The following is a 23,300-nucleotide window of genomic DNA, read 5'->3' on the forward strand; positions in this document are numbered from 1 at the left end:
CTGCTGGAACCGCGCCCCGACCTAAGAGGAGGGTTTCTGCTCCTTGGCCAGACGCAGGTGGCGGTTAGATGCCGCCGCGGGCGGCTTGCCCGGCACAGGGCCGCGTTCGGCCCACAGGTGACGTATCGCCATGATGGGGTGGGGCAGCAGCATGCGCGGGCCGGAATAGATCATTATCTCTCTCGCCTTGGCCTTCGGCTCAGGCTTGTAGCAATGCACAGGGCACTTGTTGCAGGTGGGTTTGTCCTGACCGTAGGGGCAGCGGTCGAGCCTGGTGTGGGCATACTCGAGAAACTCGCTGCATTCTGGGCAGTTAGCCACATCGCCCTTGGCTTGGCAGTGGTCTTTGCAATAGATATGTACCATGGCGGCGATGGTCTTAAACTCTCGCAGCAGCTTACCACTTAGAATCTCTTGGCTCATGATATATCTGACTTCTTTACTGGGTTATAGCTAGCCTAGCCCGAGGCGAACGGGAACACAAAAGCAAGCGGCGAAATTATGAAGATGCGCACAAAATGGAACTTTTAGCCGGCTCAGTCCGCCGCTGAAAATCAAGGCAGAAAAGGTCATTTTTACCCCCTAAGCATGATTTTCACGGCTGTTTTTGATACCCGAGCGAAAAAGAGGTATAAATATTTGATTTATAGCAAGAGAATCGACTAATAATATCGGTTAATATCTAGACATATTTGCGATATGAAAATGCCTGATACTGGGCGCGATTAATCAACGGTGGATGATAATGAAATATATAGCCATTATTTTGCTGGTAGCGGTGGGCGTTTACCTGTACAAACGAGCGCAGCGACTGGCACAGGAAGAGCAACAAGCAACCCAGAAACCGGTTGAAAAGGTGGTATCAGGCGAGGCCGTGAATGTGCCTAGCCAAGAAGCGGATCAGGAAGCGGAAAAGGTGGTCTCGACCCCAGCGGATGAGGGCGTGACCTTCGAACCTGTCGAGCCCGCTGAGACAGAGGCTGTTGAAGAAACTGTTGTCGAGCCCGTTGAGCCCGCAGCTGTCGAAGAGACTGTCGTAGAAGTTGCCGAAGAGAAGAAACCGACCGAGGCAGTACTTGAGGTTGAACAAGCTCCCGAGCAGCTTGCTGAAGAGCCAGAGCCAGAGCCAGAGCCAGAGCCAGAGCCAGAGCCAGAGCCAGAGCCAGAGCCAGAGCCAGAGCCAGAGCCAGCCTTCAAGATGCTGGCGGTGACCGACGAGTCATGGACGAATGACAAGCTGAGCGCGTCTTTAGCTCAATATCGCGCCGAACCAGAGGCCGAAGGCAAGCATGTGGCGCTGCTACAGGCGATCGCCGAGTGTTACAAGCAGCGTAAGCAGGAAGAGTACCGCGAATATGGCGCCGCGCTGTCGCCATACTATCAATCGCTGTTTGCGGCTCTGCCAGCTCCTACCAAGGAGAAGGGCGTCGGTTTCATGCACCTGGCCACTCTGCTCAACGACTGTGGTGACTTCGACGGTGCCATCGCAATCTGTCAGGCGGCCATAGGTTATGGCCTCTCAGACGGTACGGTTACCGGTTTCGAGGGACGTATCACTCGCATCGAGAAGGCCAAAGCGAAGGCGCAGGCCTGATCTTAGGCCCGGCAGTAATCTACTGCATCTCGGCGATTAGCCGTGTAAACTAGTCAAGCAATACTAAAGAGGCGATCTGAGTGTCGCCTTTTTTATGTCCGGAACATTTATGCCCTATCCGCAGGATGACTGGTAAGAGTCCCTGGGATGGAAAGAAAATGACGTTATGTCCGGAACATTTATGTCTCTGGTCGCAGGGCCATATTGGCCTTGGTTTAGGTTGGACAATCTGTGGTAACAGGAGATTAAAATGCGCAGCATGATGGCTTTCGCGGCGTTACTATTAACTATGACGGCTTGTACTCAGGTGCCACAATGGACCCTCTTCTATTATCCCGATGCGGCGCCGGGTGAATCCGCCGAGGTGCTGGCGAGTCAAGGTGAGCTGGATCAGCACATAAGCGGCTACTATCTGCAGCTAGATCAGTGCCTGGCAAAGGGCGCCGGTATGGTGAAGCTGAGTCAGACGGGTAGCGGCAGTTATCTGTGCGGTGAACTATGTCAGCGCAATGAGGCGGGCGCGCTTAAGTGTCAACGCCTGGAAACTCTGGCAAGCCAGTGAAGCATAAGGGTTAGCCAATGAAGTTTAAGCAAGATTATTTCGACCAGCTGAGCGGGTTTTATTCCCAGGTGACCCCTCAGGGGCTGCCGCGCCCTCAGTGGCTGGCATGGAGTGAAGATGCCGCCGCGCTAATTGGGCTTAAGCAGCCCGATGATGAGTTGCTGCAGGGGCTGGCGGGCAATCAGGCGATCCCGGGTGCCAGCTATTATGCCCAGGTCTATAGCGGTCATCAGTTTGGCGGCTACTCGCCTCAGCTTGGCGACGGCCGCTCCATCATTCTCGGTGAGGCCGAGGGTCCACAGGGCTACTGGGATGTGGCGCTCAAAGGCGCGGGCATGACTCCCTATTCCCGCCATGGCGACGGCCGCGCCGTGATGCGTAGCGCGGTGCGTGAGTTTCTGGTTTCCGAGGCGCTGCATCATCTCAATATCCCCACGACACGGGCCCTGGCGGTGATCGGCTCTGACCTACCTGTATGGCGTGAGACCCAGGAGACGGCGGCCATTACCGTGCGTCTGGCCAAGAGCCATATCCGCTTCGGTCATTTCGAGTTCTTCTGCCACAGCGAGCAGGGCAGCAAGGATAAGCTCAAGCAGCTGCTAGACTTTACCCTGAGTCAGCACTATCCCGAGTTGAGCCGTGATCAGGCCGGTTACATCGCCTGGTTTAACCGTGTGGTGGCCGATACCGCCAAGTTGATCGCCCACTGGCAGGCCGTCGGCTTCGCCCATGGGGTGATGAACACAGACAACATGTCGATTCTCGGTGACAGCTTCGATTTCGGCCCCTTCGCCTTCCTCGATACCTTCGAGGAGGACTTTATCTGTAACCATTCGGATCCCAATGGTCGCTATGCCTTCGGTCAGCAGCCGGGCGTCGGCCTTTGGAACCTGCAGCGTCTGGCCCAGGCCCTAGTGCCGATTATCGCCTCGGACGATCTAATCGCCGCCCTCAATACTTACCAACATCACCTGGTGCAGGCCTATTTGGTCTTGATGCGCGATAAGCTGGGCATCAAGTTGGTTGAGCCGGCAGGCAGCGAGCGAGATGAGGCGGACCTACAGCTGATCGGCGGCTTTACCCTGCTGATGGAGGCCAACCGTCTGGATCATACCAATACCTGGCGCCGCTTTGCGCAGCTGGATCCAAACAGCCAACATTCGTCTCTGAGGGATGATTTTATCGATCTCGCCGGTTTCGATACCTGGTATCAGGCCTATCAAGAGCGCCTGGGACAGGTGAGTGATGTGGCCGGCTGGCAGGCGGTGCGGGCACAGGTGAACCCTAAATATGTGCTGCGCAACTATCTGGCCCAGGAGGCGATTATCGCCTGTGAAGAGGGCAATACCCAGCCACTGGCCGAGCTACACCAGCTGCTGACACGCCCCTTCGACGAGCAGCCGGAGAAGGAAGCCTACGCCAAGCGCCCACCCGAGTGGGGCCAGGGGCTTATCATGTCCTGTAGCAGCTAGCCGGCCGAGATAACCGCGCGTGGGCCTAAAAAAATCAGTTTGAAGAGGCAGGGAAAACCCTGAGTAAGTTATGAATCAAGAGTTGAAGATCAGCGCCATTAAGGTCGAGCCCCAGGCCAAGAGCCTGTCGATTCTGGCCGATGTGGATTTTGACCGCTTCCATCCTTTTGCCGAGGCGCTCGTTAAGGCGCTGGATTGCCGGGTGATCGAGCGTCACTGGGGCGCGGATAGGCATCAGTGGCTGCTGGAGTTCGAGGGCAGCCTGTTGCAGCTAAATTATGAGTTTTATGGTGATGTTTGCTGGCTGTCTGTGGAGCGCGACGATGAGGTCGAGGTGCTCGTCTATCTGGCCAGCCTATTGGAGTCACAGCTATGACAGAATCGATGCAAGGGGCGGGGTTTCATTTTCAGGCCTTGACGCCGGATCTCATCCTGGATGCCATAGAGTCTGTGGGCATCTACCCCGAGACAGGGCTGTTAGCGCTCAATAGTTATGAGAACCGCGTCTATCAGTTTCGCTGCGATCTGGGGCGACGCTATGTGGTGAAGTTCTATCGCCCCGAGCGTTGGAGTAACGAGCAGATCCAGGAGGAGCACGACTTCTGCGCCGAGCTGGTGGAGGAGGAGATCCCCGTGGCGGCGCCTGTGATCATCGAGGGACGCTCACTGCAGGATTATCAGGGCTATCGCTTCGCGCTGTTTCCCTCCATGGGCGGGCGCGCCTTCGAGGTGGATAACCTGGAGCAGCTCGAGGAGGTGGGGCATTTCATCGGCCGTATTCATCAGATGGCCAAGCGGCGCCCCTTTGTGCATCGTCAGACCCTGACGCCTAAGCTGCTGGGCGATGAGTCTCTGGCGTGGCTCAAGGGCTCAGATCATGTGCCGCCCAGCCTTGAGACCGCCTATTTCACCATAGTGGAGCAGGTGCTGGAGAAGGCGAAAGCCATCTGGCATCAATATCCCACCGAGGCGATACGCCTGCATGGGGATCTGCACCCCAGTAACATCTTGTGGACCCCGGATGGTCCGGGCTTCGTGGACCTGGATGATGCCAAGATGGGGCCCGCGGTGCAGGATATCTGGATGATGCTCTCGGGCGAGCGCTCGCACCAGACCCTGCAGCTTGAGGTGTTGCTCGAGGCCTATGAGGAGTTTTGTGATTTCGATAATCGCCAGCTGCATCTTATCGAGTCGTTGCGGGCGATGCGCATGCTGCATTACAACGCCTGGTTGAGCCGCCGCTGGCAGGATCCCGCCTTTCCGATGCATTTCCCCTGGTACGGCGAGGAGAAATATTGGGAGCAGCAGATCCTGGCCTTCAAGGAGCAGCTGGCTAAGTTAGATGAGCCGCCGATCACCCTGATCCCCTATTAGTCGGGGCTAATTTGGCTGTAATTTGTAACAGAAAAATGAACTTATCCGCTTGAGGTGGACTCCAAACCACTTTAAGGTATGGTCAATCTTTTTGTCATAGTGGTGCTGAGGCACTGTTAAGGAAGCATAATGAAGAAAGCGTTATTGGTAGCACTGGCACTCTTAGTTGCCCCTATGGCGGCACTGGCCGCCGACTACAAAGAGGGAGTTCATTACACAGTGATCAACGATGGCCCGGCTACGGCTAAGCCTGAGATCGCCGAGTTTTTCTCTTTCTACTGCCCACATTGCTACAACTTTGCCAAGACACAGGTGCCTAAGATCAAGGCTAACCTGCCAGAAGGCGTGGTATTTAAGCAGAACCATGTTGAATTTATCGGTCGTGAAATGGGCCCAGAGATGTCTCGTGCCTTCGCCGTAGCGAATCAGCTGAAGGTTGAAGACAAGATGGAACACGCGCTGTTTGCCGCTATCCACGACAAGAAGCAACGTTTCGTTAGCCGTGACGATATCCGTCAGCTGTTCATCGCCAATGGCGTAGATGGCAAAGATTTCGATGCCGCCGCGAACTCTTTCATGGTGAGCGCACAGATGGCGCAGATGAAGCGTGCCACTGAGAATGCCAAGCTGTCTGGCGTACCTGCCCTGGTTGTGAACGGCAAGTACCGTGTCGAGACTGGTGCGATTAAGTCTTACGACGAACTGCTACAGATCGCTTACTACCTGACTAGCTTGAAGTAATCGGCAGTCGGTTATCGAAAGGGGCTTAGGCCCCTTTTTTGTTGCCCAGAATAAAAAAAACCGTATTTCCGGTCGCTGTGGAAATACGGTTATTGAGCTAAAAAGCTCTATTTACCCTGAGTAACTGCTCCAATCTACCAGCGTGTCAAAAATTTGGCAAGCGCCAATTTTTATTTCGCCTAGTCTATTAGTCTGATAGACAAGGTAAATTTTTAGCACTATGGCGCACGGGTCAAATTTCGCGAAAAAAATGCTCAGAAAATTGAAACTAACATGGTAAAAGACCTGTCGAATCTAAGTATAAAAATAAGAACGCAGAGTCTTGCTTGGAGGTCTCATGAGAGTTTTTCCTGTCTACGCGCCGAAATTGATTGTCAAACATGCCCGAATCTTTGTTTCTGGGGTGATCTGGGTGAAAGACCTGGGACGATTAGAGTTCGAGAAAGGAAAATTTTTGCTGCCGCGTCAGAGCCTGCCTCAGGTAAAACGCGCCATCATGGAATTGAATGAAATGATTGAGCACCAACATAACGAGGCGAAGACGGCTTAGGTCTTCGCTCATCGAACGCGCTTATCTTAAGAGCCTCAGGCTCCTTGTATAAGCGCCTCTCCTCTGAAGTTATTCGCTAACTTCGTCGTTCAGCAGACCCACAAGCCCGGTGACTTTCTCGTTCCAAGAGGTGAGATCTTGGCTCAGCTGTTGGTTCTGTTCGTTCAGGGTATGGTTCTTCTGCTTCTCTTCTTCAAGCTCCATTTTCAGTAGCTCAATGGTTTCGAGTGCCGCTTGGATTTTTGTCTCCAGCTTGGACAGTAGTTCAAGGCTCATGGGGAGGTCCTAATAGTTTCTGGATGGTGCTTCGATTCTATCAGTGCGGCTATCTGAGTGAATAGCTAATTCGTGCTAAATGTCTAAAAATCCATCTATATATGGATTAAACATTGTTTATTTCGTCGGCGCGGCGAGCATCCTACCTTAAAGGGCCTGTAGCCGACCTGTCGGCGAGCTCTGCCGTTAATCTTCTCGTGATTTGTCTGCCGGTGCGATCACCACACGATCGAACGCCGCGCCCTGGGTTAAGGGGGTGATGGCCTGAATATGATCCAGGCGGATCGCCTGCTCGCCCGCCTCGTTTCTCACGGTCAGGTACTCGCTCTTATCCGCCTGGGTGGTGAGTGTGATGGCGGTGGCCCTCATCTCCCCGGTCGAGGTCTCTATGAGCAGCTGATAACCCCTGATGCAGGCCAGCTCCAGGTGGTCGTGAACATGACAGTCTATGATGCGGTAGGGTTGCATAGGATTTCCTTAGGTTAAAGCGTGCGTCCTTGAACGTAAATGGCGCGGCGCCGGGTCTATTGAGTAGACATATATCATCTTGGAGGAGAAGCCGCCTTGAGTAAAGTAGCCCTCTTGTTCATGTTGAGCCTGTTGGCTCATCCCACTTTTGCGGCTCAGACGCTGACGCAGTTTCATAAGCGCAGTGGTGAGCAGCAACCTCTGGTGGTCGAGCTGTTTACCTCCCAAGGCTGTAGTAGCTGTCCGCCGATGGAGCGATGGCTCTCGGGATTTAAACAAGAGACCGGCCTCTGGCACTATTATTTCCCGCTGGCATTTCATGTGACCTACTGGAACTATCTCGGCTGGAAAGATCCCTTCGCTAAACGCGCCTTCAGTCAGCGCCAGTATGATTACCTCAATCACAAGGGGATTTCCCAGGTCTATACGCCGCAGCTGGTGATCAATGGCCGTGAGTGGCGCCCTGGCGGGCAGGCGCTGCTGCCCGATGAGTCCGATAAGAGAGCGCAGGTGGGCAGATTAAGTCTGACCATAGCGGGGCAAGAGTTCACGGCCAGCTTCGACAGCCGATTGCCGAGCAATCAAGGGCTCACCCTGCATCTTGCCCTGCTGGGCAGCGGGCTTGCGACTCGAGTGGGTCGGGGAGAGAACAGAGGTAAACACCTGGTGGAAGACTTTGTGGTCTTGAGCCACGGGCGTTATTCGGCGTTAGCTCGCCAGCCCCTAAATGACCCGGCCTTGCTTGAACAGGGCTCGGCTAAACAGGGCTCGGCTAAACAGGCTTTGGTTGGACAGGCTTTGGCTGGACAGGCTTTGACTGGAAAGAATTGGGATAAACAGACTGTCACCTTTAGCGGGAACATTGAGCCGCTCGTTAAGGCGGATAATGCGCCTAAGCGTTTGGCCTGGGTGGCCTGGATCGAACAAGATCATATTCCCTTGCAGGCCGTGGGTGATTGGCTGCTGGTCGAGGAAGCGGATTAAGTGGCAGAAACAGATAAATATCACCCAATAAAAAAGCCCCTTGGGGGGCTTTCTCGTAAAGACTCGGCTTAGAAGCGGTAGTCTACAGACAGGTAAACCTGTTGGCTGTCATCCAGTGAGAATGATGCCTTGTCGCCAGCGTCTGACGCGAAGCTTCTCTCATAGTCTTGCTTCAGGTAACGGTAGCCGATCTCTGTGCTCAGGCTGTCGTTGATCTTGTACATGAAGCCTGTTTGACCACCCCATACGAAGCGGTTCTTAGATTCCAGTACGTCTGTGTCTGGGCTCACATGGTTCACACCGGCTGTCGCACCGATAAACCAGTTGAACTTGTTGTTTGCATCCAGGCCAACCAGGTAGTCGTAAGACATCAAGAAGCTCTGCTGCTTAGCGAAGTCATCTGAGTTGTAAGAGTAAGTACCGTATACGCGGTTGTTGTCATTGAGGTAAACACCGCCACGTAGTTCATAGATCATATCGCTATCTGAATCTTTGAAGGTGCCCTTGCTGAAGCCAGGATCGACCGCTTCGGTGATCTCTGCCTTGTAGTTGTTCTCTTGTGAACCGATACCGCCACCGATGAACCAATCTGCTGCCATAGTTGGCGCTGACAATGCTGCGGTGATGACTGCGGCTACTGCTAATGTCTTCTTAGTCATAATATGCTCTCTTTTAAAAGGTGGTGTTGTTTTCGTTGAGGGCATAGTAAGTTAGCCTTGCTGAACCAAAACTGAATGAGATCTGCAAGTTAGTTTCTATTTGTCTTGCCGATAGGTGGATTGCTTGTGTGACGAAATGAGCGGGCTACTCCTGTGAGTGGGCCGTTTGATAAAGGAGTGAAACCATGAAATTGGTGTTTGTACATGGATGGAGTGTCACCAGTACCCAGACCTACGGCGAGTTGCCCCAGGCGCTGCTTAAGCTGGCCCCCGAGGCCTTGGCCCTGGATATTCAGCACATCTATTTAGGGCGCTATATCAGCTTCAACGACGCGGTGACGCTTGAGGACCTCAGCATCGCCTTCGAGGCCGCGCGCCGCGCCGAACTGGGGGATGAGCCCTTCTCTGTGATAACGCACTCCACTGGTGGCCCCCTGATGCGCCACTGGCTGTGTCGCTATTACAAAGAGACTGAATCGGCGCCGCTGCTACACCTGATCATGCTGGCGCCTGCCAATCATGGCTCGGCATTGGCACAGCTGGGTAAATCCAGGGTGAGCCGGCTCAAAGCCTGGTTCGATGGTGTCGAGCCGGGTCAGCGGGTGCTGGACTGGTTGGAGCTGGGCAGCGACGGACAGCACGAACTCAACCTGAGCTGGCAGCAAAAGGACTGGTTAGGCGCCGGCGTCTATCCCTTCGTGCTCACCGGAGAGGCCATAGACGGTGCGCTTTACGACTATATGAACAGTTACACCGGCGAGGTTGGCTCCGACGGTGTGGTGCGGGTGTGCGCCGCCAACATGAACTTTGTCTACGCTAAGCTGGCGCAGCAAACTGGGATTCAGTGTGAGAGCTTCGATGGTGAGTGCACCGAAACCTTGGTGCTAACGGAGTTGACTCAGGCCGTTGAGCCTTGCGTCTTAGGGATTGTGCCTAGGGCGAGTCATAGCAATCGCAAGATGGGGATCATGAACTCAGTGACCCAGAGAAATGCCGCCAACAAGCCGGTGGTTGCCGACATCCTGGACTGTCTTGGGGTCGCTGACCGTGAGAACTACCGTCAACTCAGGGAGCAGATGGCTGTGGCATCCGAGGCGAGCCGGAAGCCGCCACGGTACTGCATGCTGGTGGTGAGGGTGTTCGATAATCTGGGCCATAGGGTGACCGATTTTGACTGCTATCTGCTGGCGGGCGATGAGTATCACGCCTCCAAGTTACCCCACGCCATGGTGCTGGATAAGCAGCGCAACAGCGTCAACGGTAACGTGATCACCTTCTACCTGGATGCCAATAAGCTCTTCAAGATACGCGCTGGCAAGCTGGGGCTTAAGTTGATCCCAAGGCCCGCAGAGGGTTTTTGTCATTACAAGAGCGCCGAGTTTCGCTGCGAGCCCGAGCAGTTAACCCATCTGTTTGGCGCCGATCATACCCTGATGCTGGACATTCAGCTAGAGCGCTATATCGCCCCCAATACCTTCAGCTTTACCAAGATTGGCGACTCAGAGGATTTCAAGGGGATCTCCCCAGAAGGTTAAGACTAAAAAAGCGGAGCCCTAGGCTCCGCTTTTTTAGGCATGGCTGCCGAGACTATTTCTTGAAGAAGGCTTCGTTGGTGCCGTAGGGGCCTAAGTTTAGGTCGCGCTTACGTATGGCATCTACGCGGTCGAAGGCTTCTTCGGCAACGCGTAGGTTTTTCACGTCTTTACGCCAGTAGTATTTGAAGCCGTCGAAGTGGGCGTTGTTCGGATACCAATAGATTACGCCAAGGCCTTTTTCAGACATGATAGGCGTGTTGTGGATGGTGGCACCCGGAATGTAGAAGTATTGGCCAGTACCCAGCTTCTTAAATTGGTTGTCCGCCAGGGTTTGTCCCTCGCCGTTGACCACATAGTAACATTCAGGTTGACCGTGGAAGTGAGGTGCATGGTCTGACTTGCCACCATCGGTAATACCAATCACCACAGGGCTATCAGATAGCTCTTTCCAGATGTAACCAACGGGTGACTTAGTACGATCACAGTCTTTGACTTCTGAAATGTTGCCATCGTCATCCAGGGTCTTGCAGAAACGCTGATCGGCGGCGATGCTGTCGTTGGCCTTGATGGTGGTGAAGTCGATCTTGCCCGCTTCCCAATCCGCAATATAGGCCTCAACTTCAGGGTTACTGCACTGCTCAGGCATAGTGTCCTGTGGTGAGTAAGGTGTGCTGTCGTAAGGCACTGGCGTCATCTGCTGAAATGGCAGCTGTGCATGATTGCATTGCGGGCCTTGAGCCACGGCTGTGGTTGAAGCCAGTGCGGCAACACCTAAGAGCATTTTTAGTTTCATCATTCCTGTCCTATTTTTTGCGGCCCTTGGGCCGCGCTATTTTGGGTGTAAATTTGTGTATGGACTAACGATAAAGTGATTAGTTTGTTGTAAAGGTGAAATGGATCACGCCACTTTTTTAACAGCAAACTTATTCGTGACTTGGCTCGCGAATAATCTTACCTATCGCAGGTCTCATAGCGAAAATTGCATGCTCAGCTGGGCATAGTTGGAGGCGCCTTTTGGGCGCGGAGCCGCGGCATCTCTAATGGCGTCATCAATCTCATAGCGTCCGAGTTCGACGCCGACACTGAGTGCCTGTGTGAGATCGGTAAACAGGTTGATGCCCCAATGATGACGATCCGTCTGCTCTACTTGGGTCGTGGTATGGCCGTAGAAGAGGGTCGAGCGGCTGCGCTCGGTCCAGAAGTGGCGATAGGCAAACATGCCCGACAGCGAGGTCTCGATCTCGCCATCGAAGATATCCTTGGCCGCATCTGTGCCCACATAACGTCCCAGATTGCCGTAGTGCAGTTGAAGGCGTAGGTCATCTCGCGCATAGGTGAAGAGTTTGGCCCCCATAGAGAGCCCTCCGCCCCACTGCCGGCTGTCAGCTGGGTCGAGATAGCGAATCAGGGCAGATACCGACACATTGCCCCAATCACCCGCCTGGTTGTAACGAATGATTGTGTCGGGGAGATAGTCGTTACTGGTGTCTATCCACTGGGTTTTATCCTCATTATGTTGGGCCGTGGTGCCATAGGTGTAGGGGTTTTCCAAGGCAAACTGCCAGTGGACCGTGCTGAAACAGAACTGTGTCTGTCTTACCATTGCCTGACCGACTAAGGGGCCGCCGAGATCGGCTGTTTCAGCAAAGCTGGAGGTGTTGACCAGGGTCGACCAGGTTTGTCCGGCAGTGATGCCTTGATACTGAATGAAGGCGTGCCTGAGTCTTGGAGCATAAGAGTTGGAGATGATGGGATTACCCTGGGCGGAGCCGACAAAGTCTATCTCGGCGAAGCCGAGGATCTGTTCATGATCGAGTCTGATATTGAAGCGGCTCTCCTGAGCGCTAAATTGGGTTCGTTTAGCCGATGGAACCACCTGGCCGCCACCGGCCCAGCTGTCCTGAAAGGCAATATTACCGTCGACATAGCGTGCATTGGCCTTGAGAAATCCACCCAACTCTATGCTGGTGGCATGAGCCGTTATGGCTGGAAAACTGAGGCAGATGAGGGCACAGCTTAGGTATGTTTTCATAGTCTTGGTGTTGATTGATACAGAGGGAAATGAAAAAAGCCCTATCAGATAGGGCCAGATTTAAAATGCGTTCGCGCTTGGGGAGCCGCATCGAATCTCAATAAAGGGAAAAAAGGCAGAAACTGGGTGAGAGCGAGCCGATTTCTGCTGGGTACTTAGGTTGCTCCTTAGAAGTAGTAACCGAAGTTGATGTTGACCCGTTTGTCCCAGTCGTTGCCGACCTCCGGGAGGCCCACATGGTCGTTGTTGGCGGTAGAGAAGGTCATGTTCTTACCCATGACGAAATCGACCATGGTGTAAGTTGGGCCTGCCGCAATGGCGCAGCCGGTGACGTTTTGCATGCTGTTGTCATAGCTGTTGTCGGCGACATCCGGGGTCATCACGCCAAAGTCGTTGTAACACTTCACGCTACCCCAGTCGGTGTCGAAGGTCTTGGCGATGTTGGCGCTGTAGGCCTGGCCCTTGGAGGCGATCTCATACTGCCAGCTCACCACAGAGACACCTATCTTGTTGGGATCTACGGCGTCGGCGGCGTCATATTCATACTGCATCGCCTGTAGCTGAAGGTTCCAGCCCTTGTAGCTGCTGTCTAGGTGCAGGGCTACGGCATAGCGGTCGCCGTTGTTGCCCGTTTTGCTGTTGTAGATCTGACCATATTGCACAGAGCCACCTAGCGTCGTCGATCCGCCTTCATGCTCCAGGGTATAGGTTTGGCGCACGTTGAACTGGTTAGTCTCTTCGTTGTGATACTCGGTGCCGTTGATGGTGCCTGTGTAGAGATCGGTGGCGTAGCGCTTGTTCTCTGTCGGGCCGTACTCCGGGTTCTTGTAGAAGGCCAGATCTGTGTGCCAGCCATTTTTCTCATACACGGCCTTGATACCCACATCATGATCATCTTCGAAGCCTAGGTAGTAAGGGATACCGAACCACCAGCTGTTAGAGATGAAGTCGCGGTTACCAAAAGGCACCTTGTTGATACCGAACTGTAATTGCCAGTCTGGGTCTATGTTGTAGTAGCCATAGCCATATTTGATATAGTCTGTGCTTGAGGTGAAGCGGTATTCTGCCGCCAGGCCCCAGTCACCTTTCTTGCCGTTAAACTTGATGGCGGCCATATCGAAGGTCAGGTCGCCGCCCTTGTCTTTAGAGGCCTCGCTATAGTCTTTGTAACCATAGTTAACACGTACCGCGCCGCCGACATTGATGCCATCTTCTTGCTCCTGGGCATACGCCGTAGAAGCTGAGAGGGCTATCGCGGTGGCGACCATGGACAACATAAATTGAGTGGTCTTTTTCATCATCATTACCTATTTGTATTTTTAAGTATTTACTTCAGAAGTCGTTACATCTCACCAAACCAGGTGCGGTGGCACTCGGCGCACACCGGAGCCTTCTTCTCATGCTCGCCATGGCAGGCCAGGCAGCTCGCGCCCTGGTTGTAGTGCAGTGACTTGTGCGGATGGGCTTCGGGGATTGCCAGCTTGCTTTCGTCTACTGGGATGCTGTTGATCTCGCCATGACACTCGACGCAGGCGCTGTCGGTGGCGTTCTTCTTGCCCGAACCCTGATGGCAGCCTTGGCAGCCATCCTGATAGATAAACTCGTGGTTGGTGCGTCCCTGGGTCTTACCCTTCATCTTGACGAGTTCGCCCGCGTAGACGCCCGATGAGAGTGCTAGCCCGAGTAGGAGGGTTACAATACATTTGTTCATAGTGATTAAGCCTGCGCGTCAGATTTGATGGTTTCAGAGACGACGATTCCCATCGCCAAACATTCGAGACAAGAGGTTGAGCTGAGTCTGGCCTCGCCGTGAATGCCACCCGTGACCTCTCCTATGGCGTAGAGCTTCTTGATGGGCGACATGGAGCGGCCATCGATAACTCGGGCGGCGAGATCGGTCTTCAGACCGCCCATGCAGTAGTGCACCTTAGGCCAGATGCGCGAGACCACAAAGGGGCCGGTGAGTACTTCGGCCGTGTCCATCTTACGGTTGAACAGTGGGTCTTTGCGGGCGTTAACGTGGCCGTTGTATTCGTTAATGGAGCGCTTGAGCTCGGCCGCAGGGATGTTGAATTTGCTGGCTATCTCATCGAGGCTGTCCAGTTTCCAGGCCATCTTGTCGCGCAGTGCACGCACCACACGGTCGTCGTCCTTGTATTTCTCGTAGTTAAATAAGACCACAGGGTAGGCGGGACTGTTGTCCGGGTAGCGGTTCTTCATGATGGCTTCGGAGCAGGTCTTGCGATCTGCACGCTCGTCCATGAAACGCTTACCATTGAGGACGCTGATGGCCGCGCCCTGGTGCCAGCCGATGGAGAGCAGGGCGTTTGACCAGCCAAATCCGCCCTCGTCCGGGGAGCCCCAGTGACCCGTCTGGATTAGGTTCATGTGCACGGGCAGGGCGCCGTGTGCCATGGCGGTGAGGGTGACCTCGCCGGTGGCGCCAAGGGCATTGGTGCAGTCGAGTGTCGGGTCCAGTGAAGGGTCGACCATCTCCCTGAGTTTCATGTTACGGGCGAAACCACCATTGGCCAGGATGACCGCCTTGTTCGCTCTGATGTAAATCGTGCTGCCAGTGGTGATGTCGGGGAAGCGGTAGTTCTTACGCACCTTGACGCCGACGATCTCTTGACCGTCCATGATGAAGTCTTCGATGTAATGTTGTAGACGGTATTCGACACCTTCTCTAACACCCGCCTCGTACAGCTTGGTGGTGATATCGCCACCCGAGCCGTGTTGAGTACGTATGGCGCGGGCCTTGTTATGGCCGCCGACTTGAATGTTAAAGCCGTCGCGAAATTTTACGCCCGTGCCGATACATAGTTCGTAGGCATCTAAGGCTCTATTGGCGATCTGGCGCAGCGCCGTCTCATTTTGCATGCCGCGACCCGAGATGATCTGATCTTTGACCAGCTCTTCTGGTGAGTCGTCTTCGATGCCCTGGGCCAGTTGAATGGGATTCTTGGGAATGGCTAGCCAGCCGCCGTTGATCGCCGAGTTACCGCCGATGACCTGCATCTTCTCGAGTACCAATACGGATTTAATACCTTGACGCTTGGTGTTGAGGGCGGCAGAGAGTCCGGCGAAGCCTGAACCGACTATTATGACATCATGAGACTCGTCCCATTTAATCGCCTGGCACTCTTTGGCCAGGCTGGTGCTGGGGAGCGCGGCGGCCATGCCACCTATGGCTGCACCCGCACTAAGCTTTAAAAAATTTCTTCTGTTGTGCATCTAAAGTGTCCTCTGTCTCTGTATGCAGGCAAAGATAGAGGTTCTGTGGAGGGCTAAAGTTGAACTAAGTCACGGTGTTTTCTGGGTGGCAAACTTATTCGTGAACCATGTCCCGAATAATTTTTCTGAAATGTTTCTATATGGTCGAAAAGTTGGCGTAAGTGTATACGGGGTGAATATTCCTGGGTGAATGTTTGTTTGACGTAATTCACAAAGCGGTGCAATAAAGACCTCATTGCGTGAGGTCAGTCCCGATTAAATCGGCGTTCGCTGTAATTCAAAATCAAAATCAGCACATACTCTCGGCTTCTCTATGATTAAGGTATAAACGATGAAATGTCCCACTGAAACTTTGCCCATGATGCGTTGCAATCAGATATTGGATGCCGCCGAGCGGCTCATCGAGTCTCAGGGGATCGTCTCGTTCAAGTTCTCTCAGTTGGCCAAAGAGGTGGGGTGTTCCACCGGGACCCTGTATAAGTTTTTCGAGCGTAAAGAAGATGTGTTGGTGTGTTTGTTTTTACGCAGCGCCACCTCGAATCATCTGCCGATTTTTATCGATAAGCATCCGGAGCTGAGCGAGTTGGAGAAAGTGCTCCTGCCTGTATTGTTCACCTTCGAAACCATCAGCCGCAGCAAGAGTTTCTTCACCCTACGTTCGGTCTCGGTTAACACCATGGTGTGGCAGCTGGCCAGCGATGAGAAAGTGGAGCGCTTTAAGAAACGCATCAACGCCTTCTGGGGCTGGTTTACCGACTCGCTCCATGCCGCCGTGGAGCAGGGAGAGTTACAGGCCACACCGCTACAGATCAAAGAATTGGTGCAGGGGCTAACCTTCTATCTAACCGGTTCATTGACTCAGTTTGAGAGTCAATTAATCGCGCCCGAGTATCTGTCTAACCGGCGAGAAACCTGTTACCGCCATCTGGCCAAGTTGATGGGGCAGTACAAGTGGAACCAAGCATTAACCCCTGAGCTGTTCGATAGTCTCGAGGCGAGAACCAAGGCATTTTTTGACCAACATTACCGCGACCATATGACCTGCGCGGCCTGCAGTGCCCTATCTGGCGTAAATCTGAAAGATCGCCCTGCCTGCGTCAGACAGGCTTATCAATAAAAAGCCCTCGATAGGGTCGAGGGCTGGGTCAAATTTGTCGCGGTAGTGTGATTAGATGAGCAATAGCGCGGCCCTAATGGTTTTAGCAAGATGGTGCATTCGCTTTCTCGCCTTGTGCTGAGTTGTCGCCCGGTCGCTATAGGAGGAAAAGCCTTAGGTGTAAGAGCTAGGCTGTTTAAAAATCTGTACTGCATAGAGGATGAAGAATTTCGTGCCAGACCGCTTATGGCTTGACTTTAAAGCAGGGCGTCCATAGTCTGCTAGATCAGTATTCAAGGTGGTATGCAATGCAAATAAATTATAATTTAAAACCTGCGTCTGAACGCCGAACACAGCAGTTTAAGCCCGAAACCAATGTTGGCTTTGGCAATCTAAGAACTGACCATATGTTTTTGATGGATTACCGCGATGGGGAGTGGCGGGATCCTAGGGTAGTCCCTTACGGACCATTCGAGATGGCACCGGGTGCCATGGCACTGCACTATGGGCAATCCATCTTCGAGGGCGCTAAGGCCTTCATGCATGATGATGGTGAGATCTATACCTTCCGTTTAAACAAGAATGCCGAGCGTCTCAACCTGAGTGGTGAGGTGGTCTGTATTCCTCCTGTTCCCGAGGCGATGCAGCTGGCGGGTATCAATGCCCTGATCGACGTCGACAGGCTGTGGTTTCCGATGCAGGATGGGGCCTGTCTCTATATTCGTCCCTTCGTGTTTGCCACCGAAGACCGACTCTCGGTGAGCCCGAGCCAGCAATATACCTTCTGTGTCATGTTGAGCCCAAGTGGTGCCTATTATGCCGATGGCTTCGATAAGGCGATTCGTCTGCTGATCACCGAGCGTTTCCACCGCGCGGTATCGGGTGGCACGGGTGCTTCAAAGGCGGCGGGTAACTATGCTGCTTCGCTCAGGGCGGGTAAGGCCGCAGCGGAATATGGTGCGGCCCAGGTATTGTATCTCGATGCCAACAACAAGCAGATCGAAGAGGTGGGTGCCATGAACCACTTCCATGTGCTTAAAGATGGCACCATTATCATACCTAAATTCACCGACACCATTTTGAAGTCGATTACCTCGCAATCCATCATGGAGCTGGGAGAAGCGCTCGGCTGTGAGGTGCGCCAAGAGACGGTCATGCTGGACCAGTTTATTGCCGATATCGAATCTGGTGAGATCGTCGAGGCCGGTGGTTTTGGTACCGCGGCCGTGGTGTCGCCTGTGGGCTCCTATATTTTCGAAGACCATAGAGTATTGACGGTCGGTGATGGTCAGGTGGGCGAGCATACCCGCCGCATCTATCAGGTGCTGACGGATATCCAGAAGGGTAAGCGTCAGGGTCCTGAAGGCTGGATGCAAAAGGTTGAGCGCGTCGCGCCTTAACTCTTGAATCTGATATGAAAAAGGCGCCTACGAGGCGCCTTTTTTAATTGAACATCACGATGGCGGAGACCCGCACCGGCTGGGCAGACTTATTGTCGACTGTGGCGTTAAATCTCTGCTCGCTAAATCTGGCTAGCAGAGCTTCTTTTTGCTCGGGTGAGATGGATAGATCGTCGAGTTCGAGATCCACTAACTGCCCCGAAGGATTGATGCCAAAGCTGATATTGAGTTTCTGTTTTTGTTCGATCAATCCCTGCCAATTCAGGGTGTTGTTTTGGATAACCCAATACTTGCTTAGCTGCGCTGGAGTGACCTCTAGGTAGTCTCTCTCTGACTGAGCGATGAGATTGCTCTGACAGGCTGAGACAAATAGGGGTAAGGTTAATAGCGCAAGTAAGCGGAAAAGCGATGACGGTTTGTGTCTAGCGATAAAATGAACTGGATTCACAGCGACTACTCTCTGCCAATGCATATCTATGCATTTAGTTTGGTCATTCAGGCAGGCAAGTATATTAACATTTAGTTAAAATTTGTAGTCAATTTTATGACATTTACAATAATTTGGCGTGAAGAGTGAGTGACATCTGATTTTAAAGAGAAAAGGCCTTGCCGGAAGGGAGGGGCAAGGCCTTTTCAAGTCGATGCCAACGCGTGTTCGCTGGCATGAACCCGGTTAGCGCTACTCTGCCTGTAGCGCCTTAAGTCGTTTCTCTGTGTTGATTCGCCCCTGTTCGATATGACGGCGCATCAATAGGCTGGCCAATTCGCCATCGCCAGCGGCAATGGCTTCGACTATGCGTCTGTGTTCGGCGATCGCCCTGGTCGGCCGGCTCTCGCTGGTGCATTGATAACGATACATGCGCAGCAGGTGGTAGAGGTTACCGATAAGCGTTTCCTGCAGATGGCGACTGCCGCTGGCGCGTATGATGCGGTAGTGAAAATCCACATCGCCATCTTGCTGAAAATAGGTGTCGCCCTTGGCCAGCGCCGCTTCCTGGCTATCCATCAGGCGTTGCAGCTGCATCAGTGCCGTCGGCGTAATGTGTTTCGCGGCCAGCTCGCAGGCCATGCCTTCCAACACGCTGCGCAGACGGTAGAGGTCGTTGAGTTCATCTATCGACAGCTGTGCCACGCGGGCACCGACATGGGGAATTCTGACGACGAGGCGGCGACGCTCCAGGGTTAGCAGGGCTTCCCGGGTAGGGCCGCGGCTGATGCCGTAGCGTTGGGCAAGCATCTGCTCGTTGATCTTGCTGCCGGGGGCCAGCTCTCCCTTGATGATACTGGTCTGGATCGCCTGTAAGGCCTTATCCGCCAGGGTGAGTGCGGGCGTCTCTGTGTCTAATGTGGATAAGGCATCTAACGCCATGGGCTTGCTCATTAAGGGATTGGATGAGTCATGAAATTAGTGCGGCAAGCATGGATTGTCAACAATATATGGCTAAAACTTAAGTCTAACGCAAGTTTTTAACCGTTATATCTGTGAGTTACTGATGCTTGGCAGGTTTTGCTAGGTGATTTTGTTGACAACTTGAGGCATTCGCCGCTTGGGAGGGCGGCGAATGGGGCTAAGGCTAGCGGCTCTCGGCCAGGGAGCGGGTCTCTTCGCTAACCAGCTGATCTGAGTTGTAGCGGGTCAAGATCTGGTGAATTTGCTCATCTTTCTGCTGCCAGACGCCGTTGAGCCAACGCTGGAACTGAGCACGACACTCGGCGTCGTTGAAATATTGCTGATCGTCCACCTCAGGCACCGGCATAGATTCGATGCGCACCACGATACGTTTCACCTTGCCGTGCATCACCTCGGATAATGTGTTGTCAGCCGAGTCGGGATAGACCAGGGTGACGTTAAGCAGGCTGGTAAACTGCTCGCCCATGGCCGAGATGGTAAAGGCGATGCCGCCTGCCTTGGGGCGCAGCAGATAGCGGTATGGAGAGCGCTGACGAGCCTTCTTCTCCGGGGTGAAGCGACTACCTTCCACATAATTGATGATAGAGGTAGGAATGGTCCTAAACTTCTCGCAGGAGCGGCGGGTGGTCTCTAAGTCTTTGCCCTTGAGTTTAGGGTTTTTACGCAGCTGCTTGGCGCTGGTGCGATTCATGAAAGGCATGTCCAATGCCCAGCAACCAAGGCCAAGGAAAGGCACATAGAGCAGCTCTTTCTTCAGGAAGAACTTGAGCATAGGGATGTTGTTACGCAGCACATAGGTGAGGGCGGCGATGTCGAACCCGCTGAGATGGTTGCTGATCAGCAGGTACCAGCCATCTTTCTTCAGTCCTTCCAGGCCTTCGATGTCCCACTCTATCTTGGCGATCAAGAACAGTATGCCACCGTTGATGCAGGCCCAGCTCCACATGCAGCGATTCATCAAGTGAGCGATCCCGGTGCGCAGCAGTGCGATCGGTAGCAGGAGTTTAATTATGCCGCCAACGCAGATCAAAGTACTCCATAACACAGTGTTGATGATCAACAAGGTCAGGCTAAGCGCAAACAGGAGGGGTCCGGGTAAAAAATTTAGCATCTTTCTAAAGCACCTTATCTGCGGTTATTGCTGCGCCATTTTCGTTAACATGGCGTCCTTTTCTTGCCAGATACGATTGAGTTGTTCCTGAAAACTGATCTTGTAGGCGCGATCATTGAGGTAGTCGCCACGCATCTCGGGAGCGATTTCGCTGACCTTGATGTGGACCCTGACCTGTTTGACCCGGCCGCAGATATAGTCCCAGTAGCTGGGTGTGTTGCCTGGATAATAGATGGTGACATCTACTAGCTTGTGGATCTGATCGCCCATCGCCGACAGGGCGAAAGCCATACCACCCGCCTTAGGCTTGAGCAGGTGGTTAAACTCTGAGTTTTGCTTTTGATGTTTCTCGGGTCTAAAGCGGGTGCCCTCGACAAAGTTCATCACACTGACCGGCTTAGTCTTAAACTTGGCGCAGGCCTTACGGGTGATCTCGATATCTTTGCCCCTGAGCTTTGGATTCTTGCGCAGTTGCGCGCTTGAGTATCGGCGCATGAATGGGAAGTCTAGCGCCCACCAGGCGAGGCCCAGCACTGGCACGTAGAGCAGCTCCTGCTTCAGGAAGAATTTCAGGAAAGGGATCTTATGGTTGAAGATACGTTGCAGGACCAAGATATCTACCCAGGATTGGTGGTTGGCGATCACCATGTACCATTCCTTGGGGGAGAGATTGCTGTCGCCTTCAATCTGAACATCTACCCGGTGGAACAGACGTTCGATTAAGGTGTTGACGCTGATCCAGGCGGTCGCGCAGTGATCCAACAGGTAGCTACACAGGGTACGTAGCGGCGTGACAGGGATAAGTTTTATTATACTTACCAATAAGATAGGTATTACCCAAAAAAGGGTGTTGATGACATAACAGCTAAATGCCAAGCTGCCTCTTATTAGTGATAACACCGCGCCCATTAAAGCCCCCATAAAAAATTCGGAGACCTATGTTACTCGCCTGAGCCCATTAGCTCAATCTTATCCTGTTCATCTTGCCAAGATAACCCTGTTTTAGATAAGGATATAATTGGTCTCAGTAAGGCGTTTTCAGGCTATTGAGCAGACGATCCATGGCACGATAGCCAAGTGCTTGGGCGATGTGGTGGCGGGCGACATCTTTGCTCTGCTCAAGATCGGCTATGGTGCGGGCAACCCTCTGCAGCCTGTGATAGCTGCGCACCGAGAGCCCGAGCTGGTTGACACTCTGCTCGAGAAACTCGAGATCCTTCTGGCTGAAGCCTGCGGTTTGCGTGAGCAGTTTACCGCTCAGCTCAGCGTTCAGCACTCCGGCGCGGCTCAGCTGGCGCTCTCTGGCCTGATGCACTCGCTGAGCAACATCTCGGCTGGTTTCACCACGCTGACTGCTGGTGAGTGTGCCTTGGGGCAGCCGGGGCACCTCTATGGTGAGATCGAAGCGATCGATGAAGGGCCCCGAGAGTCTGGCGAGATAGCGCTGGATCTGATCTGGGGTGGCCCTGGCGTTGGCACTGTCGCCGCAGGGGCTGGGGTTCATGGCGGCGATCAACTGAAAGCGGCTGGCAAAAGTGAGCTTGGCGGCGGCACGGGAGATCACCACCTCGCCTGTCTCCATCGGCTCTCGCAGGCAATCGAGCACCTTGCGGGGAAACTCGGCCACCTCGTCGAGGAAGAGCACGCCGCGATGGGCAAGGGAGATCTCGCCCGGCTTGGGATGGCTGCCACCGCCCACAAGTGAGATGGCCGAGCTGGTGTGGTGAGGGCAGCGAAAGGGGCGCCGATAAAAGGCCTGCATGGGAATGCTGAGCCCCGCCACCGAGTGAATGGCGGCGACCTCCAACGCCTCGTCATAGTCCAGTGGCGGCAGCAGCTGCATCATGCGGCTGGCCAGCATCGTCTTGCCCGTCCCAGGAGGGCCGAGAAACAACAGGTTATGATTGCCGGCGGCGGCTATCTCCAGGGCGCGCTTGGCCTGATATTGGCCTATCACATCGCTGAGGCACTTGTGGTCGGTGTCAGCCTGAGTATCCAGCCATTGCAGATCTTGGGTCAGGCCGGGCAGCGAAGCCTGACCGTGCAGGTACTGGGCTAAGCCTTGCAGGTGGGCGGCGAAGAAGCACTTTCGATAACCGACTAGCTCGGCGTCGCCTCGATTCTCCAAGGGGAGGACTAAGGTCTTGTCCTGTTTACGGGCATCTATGATCACCGGCAAGATGCCGCTGCAGGGTCTTATCTGCCCGGAGAGGGCCAACTCGCCGATGAACTCATGATCCGCCAAATGGGTATCGGGCACCTGCTTGGAGGCGGCCAGTATACCGATGGCGATGGGGAGATCGTAGCGGCCCCCCTGTTTGGGCAGATCCGCAGGAGCCAGATTGACGGTTATTCTGCGTTGAGGAAATTCAAACCCGGCATTGATCAGGGCGCTGCGCACCCGCTCCTTGGCTTCTTTGACTGAGGTTTCAGGGAGTCCCACCAGGCTGAAGGCGGGCAGGCCATTGCTGAGATGCACTTCGACCGTGACTTCGGGAGCTGCCACGCCTAGGCTGGCGCGCGTGGTGACGCAGGCGATGGCCATAAACAAATCCTTTTGTTTTTGTTATTAAACCTGAAAGAAAGTGTAGCAGGAATACGTTTTTTAGGCGTTCTGTACAAAATTTAGTTGCCTATTGGCCAATTTCTGATAAAAGGTGCTCCATATTCTCAGCCGTCTCTTATTGCGGCACTGTTCCCCCCAATTCGGCATCTTGAGGTGGTATCTCAATCACGTCTTATGAAGGCGTAAGTCACTATAATTGTCGGCGTCTTCACACTGCATACATCATTTAGGGTTA

25 protein-coding genes are annotated in these 23,300 nt (G+C 53.7%); 11 read left to right on the plus strand and 14 right to left on the minus strand.

The features are described 5' to 3' along the window. Positions 1-21: 21 nt before the first annotated feature. The gene (locus tag SHEW_RS01345) at positions 22-423 is read right to left on the minus strand and encodes a nitrous oxide-stimulated promoter family protein (RefSeq protein WP_011864065.1); all 402 of its coding nucleotides are present in this window, start codon (positions 421-423) and stop codon (positions 22-24) included. A gap of 322 nt (positions 424-745) precedes the next feature. Here SHEW_RS01345 and SHEW_RS20795 point away from each other — a divergent pair, with 322 nt between their 5' ends. The 7 genes from SHEW_RS20795 (at position 746) to SHEW_RS01380 (ending at position 6,293) form a co-directional block, all read left to right on the plus strand. After that, positions 746-1,594, plus strand: coding sequence for a hypothetical protein (locus SHEW_RS20795; RefSeq protein ID WP_011864066.1), 849 nt, complete (start codon positions 746-748; stop codon positions 1,592-1,594). Positions 1,595-1,844: 250 nt separating this feature from the next. After that, a complete protein-coding gene (locus SHEW_RS01355; RefSeq protein WP_011864067.1) occupies positions 1,845-2,156 on the plus strand; it encodes a hypothetical protein in 312 nt (103 codons plus the stop codon). Between the two features lie 17 nt (positions 2,157-2,173). Then, positions 2,174-3,628 (plus strand): protein adenylyltransferase SelO, encoded by a 1,455-nt coding sequence (locus tag SHEW_RS01360; RefSeq protein ID WP_011864068.1) that lies wholly within the window; start codon positions 2,174-2,176, stop codon positions 3,626-3,628. Between the two features lie 70 nt (positions 3,629-3,698). Further along, entirely contained in the window at positions 3,699-4,004 is a 306-nt protein-coding gene (locus SHEW_RS01365; protein ID WP_011864069.1) for a DUF3630 family protein, read from the plus strand. Beyond that, entirely contained in the window at positions 4,001-5,002 is a 1,002-nt protein-coding gene (locus tag SHEW_RS01370; RefSeq protein WP_011864070.1) for a serine/threonine protein kinase, read from the plus strand. Before SHEW_RS01365 ends, SHEW_RS01370 begins: the two co-directional genes overlap by 4 nt. 129 nt (positions 5,003-5,131) lie before the next feature. Beyond that, positions 5,132-5,743 carry a thiol:disulfide interchange protein DsbA/DsbL gene (locus SHEW_RS01375; protein ID WP_011864071.1) on the plus strand — a complete coding sequence of 204 codons (612 nt, stop codon included), beginning with the start codon at positions 5,132-5,134 and terminating at the stop codon, positions 5,741-5,743. Between the two features lie 337 nt (positions 5,744-6,080). Continuing rightward, complete coding sequence (locus SHEW_RS01380) at positions 6,081-6,293, plus strand: DUF1107 domain-containing protein (RefSeq protein WP_011864072.1); 213 nt, start codon at positions 6,081-6,083, stop codon at positions 6,291-6,293. 69 nt (positions 6,294-6,362) lie between these two features. Here the strand turns inward: SHEW_RS01380 and SHEW_RS01385 are convergent, their stop codons facing one another. Together SHEW_RS01385 and SHEW_RS01390 are read right to left on the minus strand one after the other, a co-directional pair. Beyond that, positions 6,363-6,569, minus strand: a complete 207-nt coding sequence (locus tag SHEW_RS01385; protein WP_011864073.1) for a cell division protein ZapB — start codon at positions 6,567-6,569, stop codon at positions 6,363-6,365. A gap of 186 nt (positions 6,570-6,755) precedes the next feature. Further along, positions 6,756-7,037, minus strand: a complete 282-nt coding sequence (locus tag SHEW_RS01390) for a Rho-binding antiterminator (RefSeq protein ID WP_011864074.1) — start codon at positions 7,035-7,037, stop codon at positions 6,756-6,758. 96 nt (positions 7,038-7,133) lie between these two features. Here SHEW_RS01390 and SHEW_RS01395 point away from each other — a divergent pair, with 96 nt between their 5' ends. Further along, the gene (locus SHEW_RS01395) at positions 7,134-8,021 is read left to right on the plus strand and encodes a DUF1223 domain-containing protein (protein WP_011864075.1); all 888 of its coding nucleotides are present in this window, start codon (positions 7,134-7,136) and stop codon (positions 8,019-8,021) included. Positions 8,022-8,089: 68 nt separating this feature from the next. On the opposite strand, the gene SHEW_RS01400 is transcribed toward SHEW_RS01395, so the two are convergent. Further along, on the minus strand, positions 8,090-8,680 hold the full coding sequence (locus SHEW_RS01400; protein ID WP_041406277.1) for an outer membrane beta-barrel protein: 591 nt from the start codon (positions 8,678-8,680) through the stop codon (positions 8,090-8,092). A gap of 185 nt (positions 8,681-8,865) precedes the next feature. On the opposite strand from SHEW_RS01400, the gene SHEW_RS01405 reads away from it, so the two are divergent. Continuing rightward, positions 8,866-10,215 (plus strand): esterase/lipase family protein, encoded by a 1,350-nt coding sequence (locus SHEW_RS01405; RefSeq protein ID WP_011864077.1) that lies wholly within the window; start codon positions 8,866-8,868, stop codon positions 10,213-10,215. A gap of 52 nt (positions 10,216-10,267) precedes the next feature. On the opposite strand, the gene SHEW_RS01410 is transcribed toward SHEW_RS01405, so the two are convergent. The 5 genes from SHEW_RS01410 to SHEW_RS01430 all read right to left on the minus strand — a co-directional run bounded on the left by SHEW_RS01410 (position 10,268) and on the right by SHEW_RS01430 (position 15,481). Further along, a complete protein-coding gene (locus SHEW_RS01410; protein ID WP_011864078.1) occupies positions 10,268-11,011 on the minus strand; it encodes a cupin domain-containing protein in 744 nt (247 codons plus the stop codon). Positions 11,012-11,182: 171 nt separating this feature from the next. Next, positions 11,183-12,247, minus strand: a complete 1,065-nt coding sequence (locus tag SHEW_RS01415) for a hypothetical protein (RefSeq protein ID WP_011864079.1) — start codon at positions 12,245-12,247, stop codon at positions 11,183-11,185. A gap of 167 nt (positions 12,248-12,414) precedes the next feature. Continuing rightward, positions 12,415-13,548, minus strand: a complete 1,134-nt coding sequence (locus SHEW_RS01420) for a hypothetical protein (RefSeq protein ID WP_011864080.1) — start codon at positions 13,546-13,548, stop codon at positions 12,415-12,417. Positions 13,549-13,589: 41 nt separating this feature from the next. Beyond that, on the minus strand, positions 13,590-13,958 hold the full coding sequence (locus SHEW_RS01425; RefSeq protein ID WP_011864081.1) for a cytochrome c3 family protein: 369 nt from the start codon (positions 13,956-13,958) through the stop codon (positions 13,590-13,592). A gap of 5 nt (positions 13,959-13,963) precedes the next feature. After that, the gene (locus SHEW_RS01430) at positions 13,964-15,481 is read right to left on the minus strand and encodes a flavocytochrome c (protein ID WP_011864082.1); all 1,518 of its coding nucleotides are present in this window, start codon (positions 15,479-15,481) and stop codon (positions 13,964-13,966) included. A gap of 331 nt (positions 15,482-15,812) precedes the next feature. Here SHEW_RS01430 and SHEW_RS01435 point away from each other — a divergent pair, with 331 nt between their 5' ends. Together SHEW_RS01435 and SHEW_RS01440 are read left to right on the plus strand one after the other, a co-directional pair. Next, positions 15,813-16,598, plus strand: coding sequence for a TetR/AcrR family transcriptional regulator (locus SHEW_RS01435; protein WP_011864083.1), 786 nt, complete (start codon positions 15,813-15,815; stop codon positions 16,596-16,598). A 287-nt stretch (positions 16,599-16,885) separates the two neighbouring features. Beyond that, complete coding sequence (locus SHEW_RS01440) at positions 16,886-17,977, plus strand: branched-chain amino acid aminotransferase (RefSeq protein WP_011864084.1); 1,092 nt, start codon at positions 16,886-16,888, stop codon at positions 17,975-17,977. A 43-nt stretch (positions 17,978-18,020) separates the two neighbouring features. Here the strand turns inward: SHEW_RS01440 and SHEW_RS01445 are convergent, their stop codons facing one another. The 5 genes from SHEW_RS01445 to SHEW_RS01465 form a co-directional block, all read right to left on the minus strand. Next, entirely contained in the window at positions 18,021-18,425 is a 405-nt protein-coding gene (locus SHEW_RS01445; RefSeq protein WP_150099931.1) for a hypothetical protein, read from the minus strand. 231 nt (positions 18,426-18,656) lie between these two features. Beyond that, positions 18,657-19,346 (minus strand): GntR family transcriptional regulator, encoded by a 690-nt coding sequence (locus SHEW_RS01450; protein WP_041406280.1) that lies wholly within the window; start codon positions 19,344-19,346, stop codon positions 18,657-18,659. Between the two features lie 205 nt (positions 19,347-19,551). Further along, complete coding sequence (yihG, locus tag SHEW_RS01455; protein ID WP_011864087.1) at positions 19,552-20,499, minus strand: 1-acylglycerol-3-phosphate O-acyltransferase, YihG family; 948 nt, start codon at positions 20,497-20,499, stop codon at positions 19,552-19,554. A gap of 24 nt (positions 20,500-20,523) precedes the next feature. Next, the gene (yihG, locus tag SHEW_RS01460) at positions 20,524-21,408 is read right to left on the minus strand and encodes a 1-acylglycerol-3-phosphate O-acyltransferase, YihG family (RefSeq protein WP_011864088.1); all 885 of its coding nucleotides are present in this window, start codon (positions 21,406-21,408) and stop codon (positions 20,524-20,526) included. A gap of 115 nt (positions 21,409-21,523) precedes the next feature. Next, complete coding sequence (locus tag SHEW_RS01465; protein WP_011864089.1) at positions 21,524-23,044, minus strand: YifB family Mg chelatase-like AAA ATPase; 1,521 nt, start codon at positions 23,042-23,044, stop codon at positions 21,524-21,526. Positions 23,045-23,300 lie beyond the last annotated feature (256 nt).

Source organism: Shewanella loihica PV-4, assembly GCF_000016065.1.
GTDB lineage: Bacteria > Pseudomonadota > Gammaproteobacteria > Enterobacterales > Shewanellaceae > Shewanella > Shewanella loihica.

Bases quoted from the DNA above. Each gene is read 5' to 3' on its own strand.
- SHEW_RS01435 (WP_011864083.1), top strand. From the start codon at position 15,813: ATGAAATGTCCCACTGAAACTTTGCCCATGATGCGTTGCAATCAGATA.
- SHEW_RS01360 (WP_011864068.1), top strand. From the start codon at position 2,174: ATGAAGTTTAAGCAAGATTATTTCGACCAGCTGAGCGGGTTTTATTCC.
- yihG (WP_011864087.1), bottom strand. From the start codon at position 20,499: ATGCTAAATTTTTTACCCGGACCCCTCCTGTTTGCGCTTAGCCTGACC.
- SHEW_RS01375 (WP_011864071.1), top strand. From the start codon at position 5,132: ATGAAGAAAGCGTTATTGGTAGCACTGGCACTCTTAGTTGCCCCTATG.
- SHEW_RS01380 (WP_011864072.1), top strand. From the start codon at position 6,081: ATGAGAGTTTTTCCTGTCTACGCGCCGAAATTGATTGTCAAACATGCC.
- SHEW_RS01410 (WP_011864078.1), bottom strand. From the start codon at position 11,011: ATGATGAAACTAAAAATGCTCTTAGGTGTTGCCGCACTGGCTTCAACC.
- SHEW_RS01405 (WP_011864077.1), top strand. From the start codon at position 8,866: ATGAAATTGGTGTTTGTACATGGATGGAGTGTCACCAGTACCCAGACC.
- SHEW_RS01390 (WP_011864074.1), bottom strand. From the start codon at position 7,037: ATGCAACCCTACCGCATCATAGACTGTCATGTTCACGACCACCTGGAG.
- SHEW_RS01385 (WP_011864073.1), bottom strand. From the start codon at position 6,569: ATGAGCCTTGAACTACTGTCCAAGCTGGAGACAAAAATCCAAGCGGCA.
- SHEW_RS01465 (WP_011864089.1), bottom strand. From the start codon at position 23,044: ATGGCCATCGCCTGCGTCACCACGCGCGCCAGCCTAGGCGTGGCAGCT.
- SHEW_RS01450 (WP_041406280.1), bottom strand. From the start codon at position 19,346: ATGGCGTTAGATGCCTTATCCACATTAGACACAGAGACGCCCGCACTC.
- SHEW_RS01415 (WP_011864079.1), bottom strand. From the start codon at position 12,247: ATGAAAACATACCTAAGCTGTGCCCTCATCTGCCTCAGTTTTCCAGCC.
- SHEW_RS01440 (WP_011864084.1), top strand. From the start codon at position 16,886: ATGCAAATAAATTATAATTTAAAACCTGCGTCTGAACGCCGAACACAG.
- yihG (WP_011864088.1), bottom strand. From the start codon at position 21,408: ATGGGCGCGGTGTTATCACTAATAAGAGGCAGCTTGGCATTTAGCTGT.
- SHEW_RS01365 (WP_011864069.1), top strand. From the start codon at position 3,699: ATGAATCAAGAGTTGAAGATCAGCGCCATTAAGGTCGAGCCCCAGGCC.
- SHEW_RS01355 (WP_011864067.1), top strand. From the start codon at position 1,845: ATGCGCAGCATGATGGCTTTCGCGGCGTTACTATTAACTATGACGGCT.
- SHEW_RS01420 (WP_011864080.1), bottom strand. From the start codon at position 13,548: ATGATGAAAAAGACCACTCAATTTATGTTGTCCATGGTCGCCACCGCG.
- SHEW_RS20795 (WP_011864066.1), top strand. From the start codon at position 746: ATGAAATATATAGCCATTATTTTGCTGGTAGCGGTGGGCGTTTACCTG.
- SHEW_RS01425 (WP_011864081.1), bottom strand. From the start codon at position 13,958: ATGAACAAATGTATTGTAACCCTCCTACTCGGGCTAGCACTCTCATCG.
- SHEW_RS01400 (WP_041406277.1), bottom strand. From the start codon at position 8,680: ATGACTAAGAAGACATTAGCAGTAGCCGCAGTCATCACCGCAGCATTG.
- SHEW_RS01370 (WP_011864070.1), top strand. From the start codon at position 4,001: ATGACAGAATCGATGCAAGGGGCGGGGTTTCATTTTCAGGCCTTGACG.
- SHEW_RS01345 (WP_011864065.1), bottom strand. From the start codon at position 423: ATGAGCCAAGAGATTCTAAGTGGTAAGCTGCTGCGAGAGTTTAAGACC.
- SHEW_RS01430 (WP_011864082.1), bottom strand. From the start codon at position 15,481: ATGCACAACAGAAGAAATTTTTTAAAGCTTAGTGCGGGTGCAGCCATA.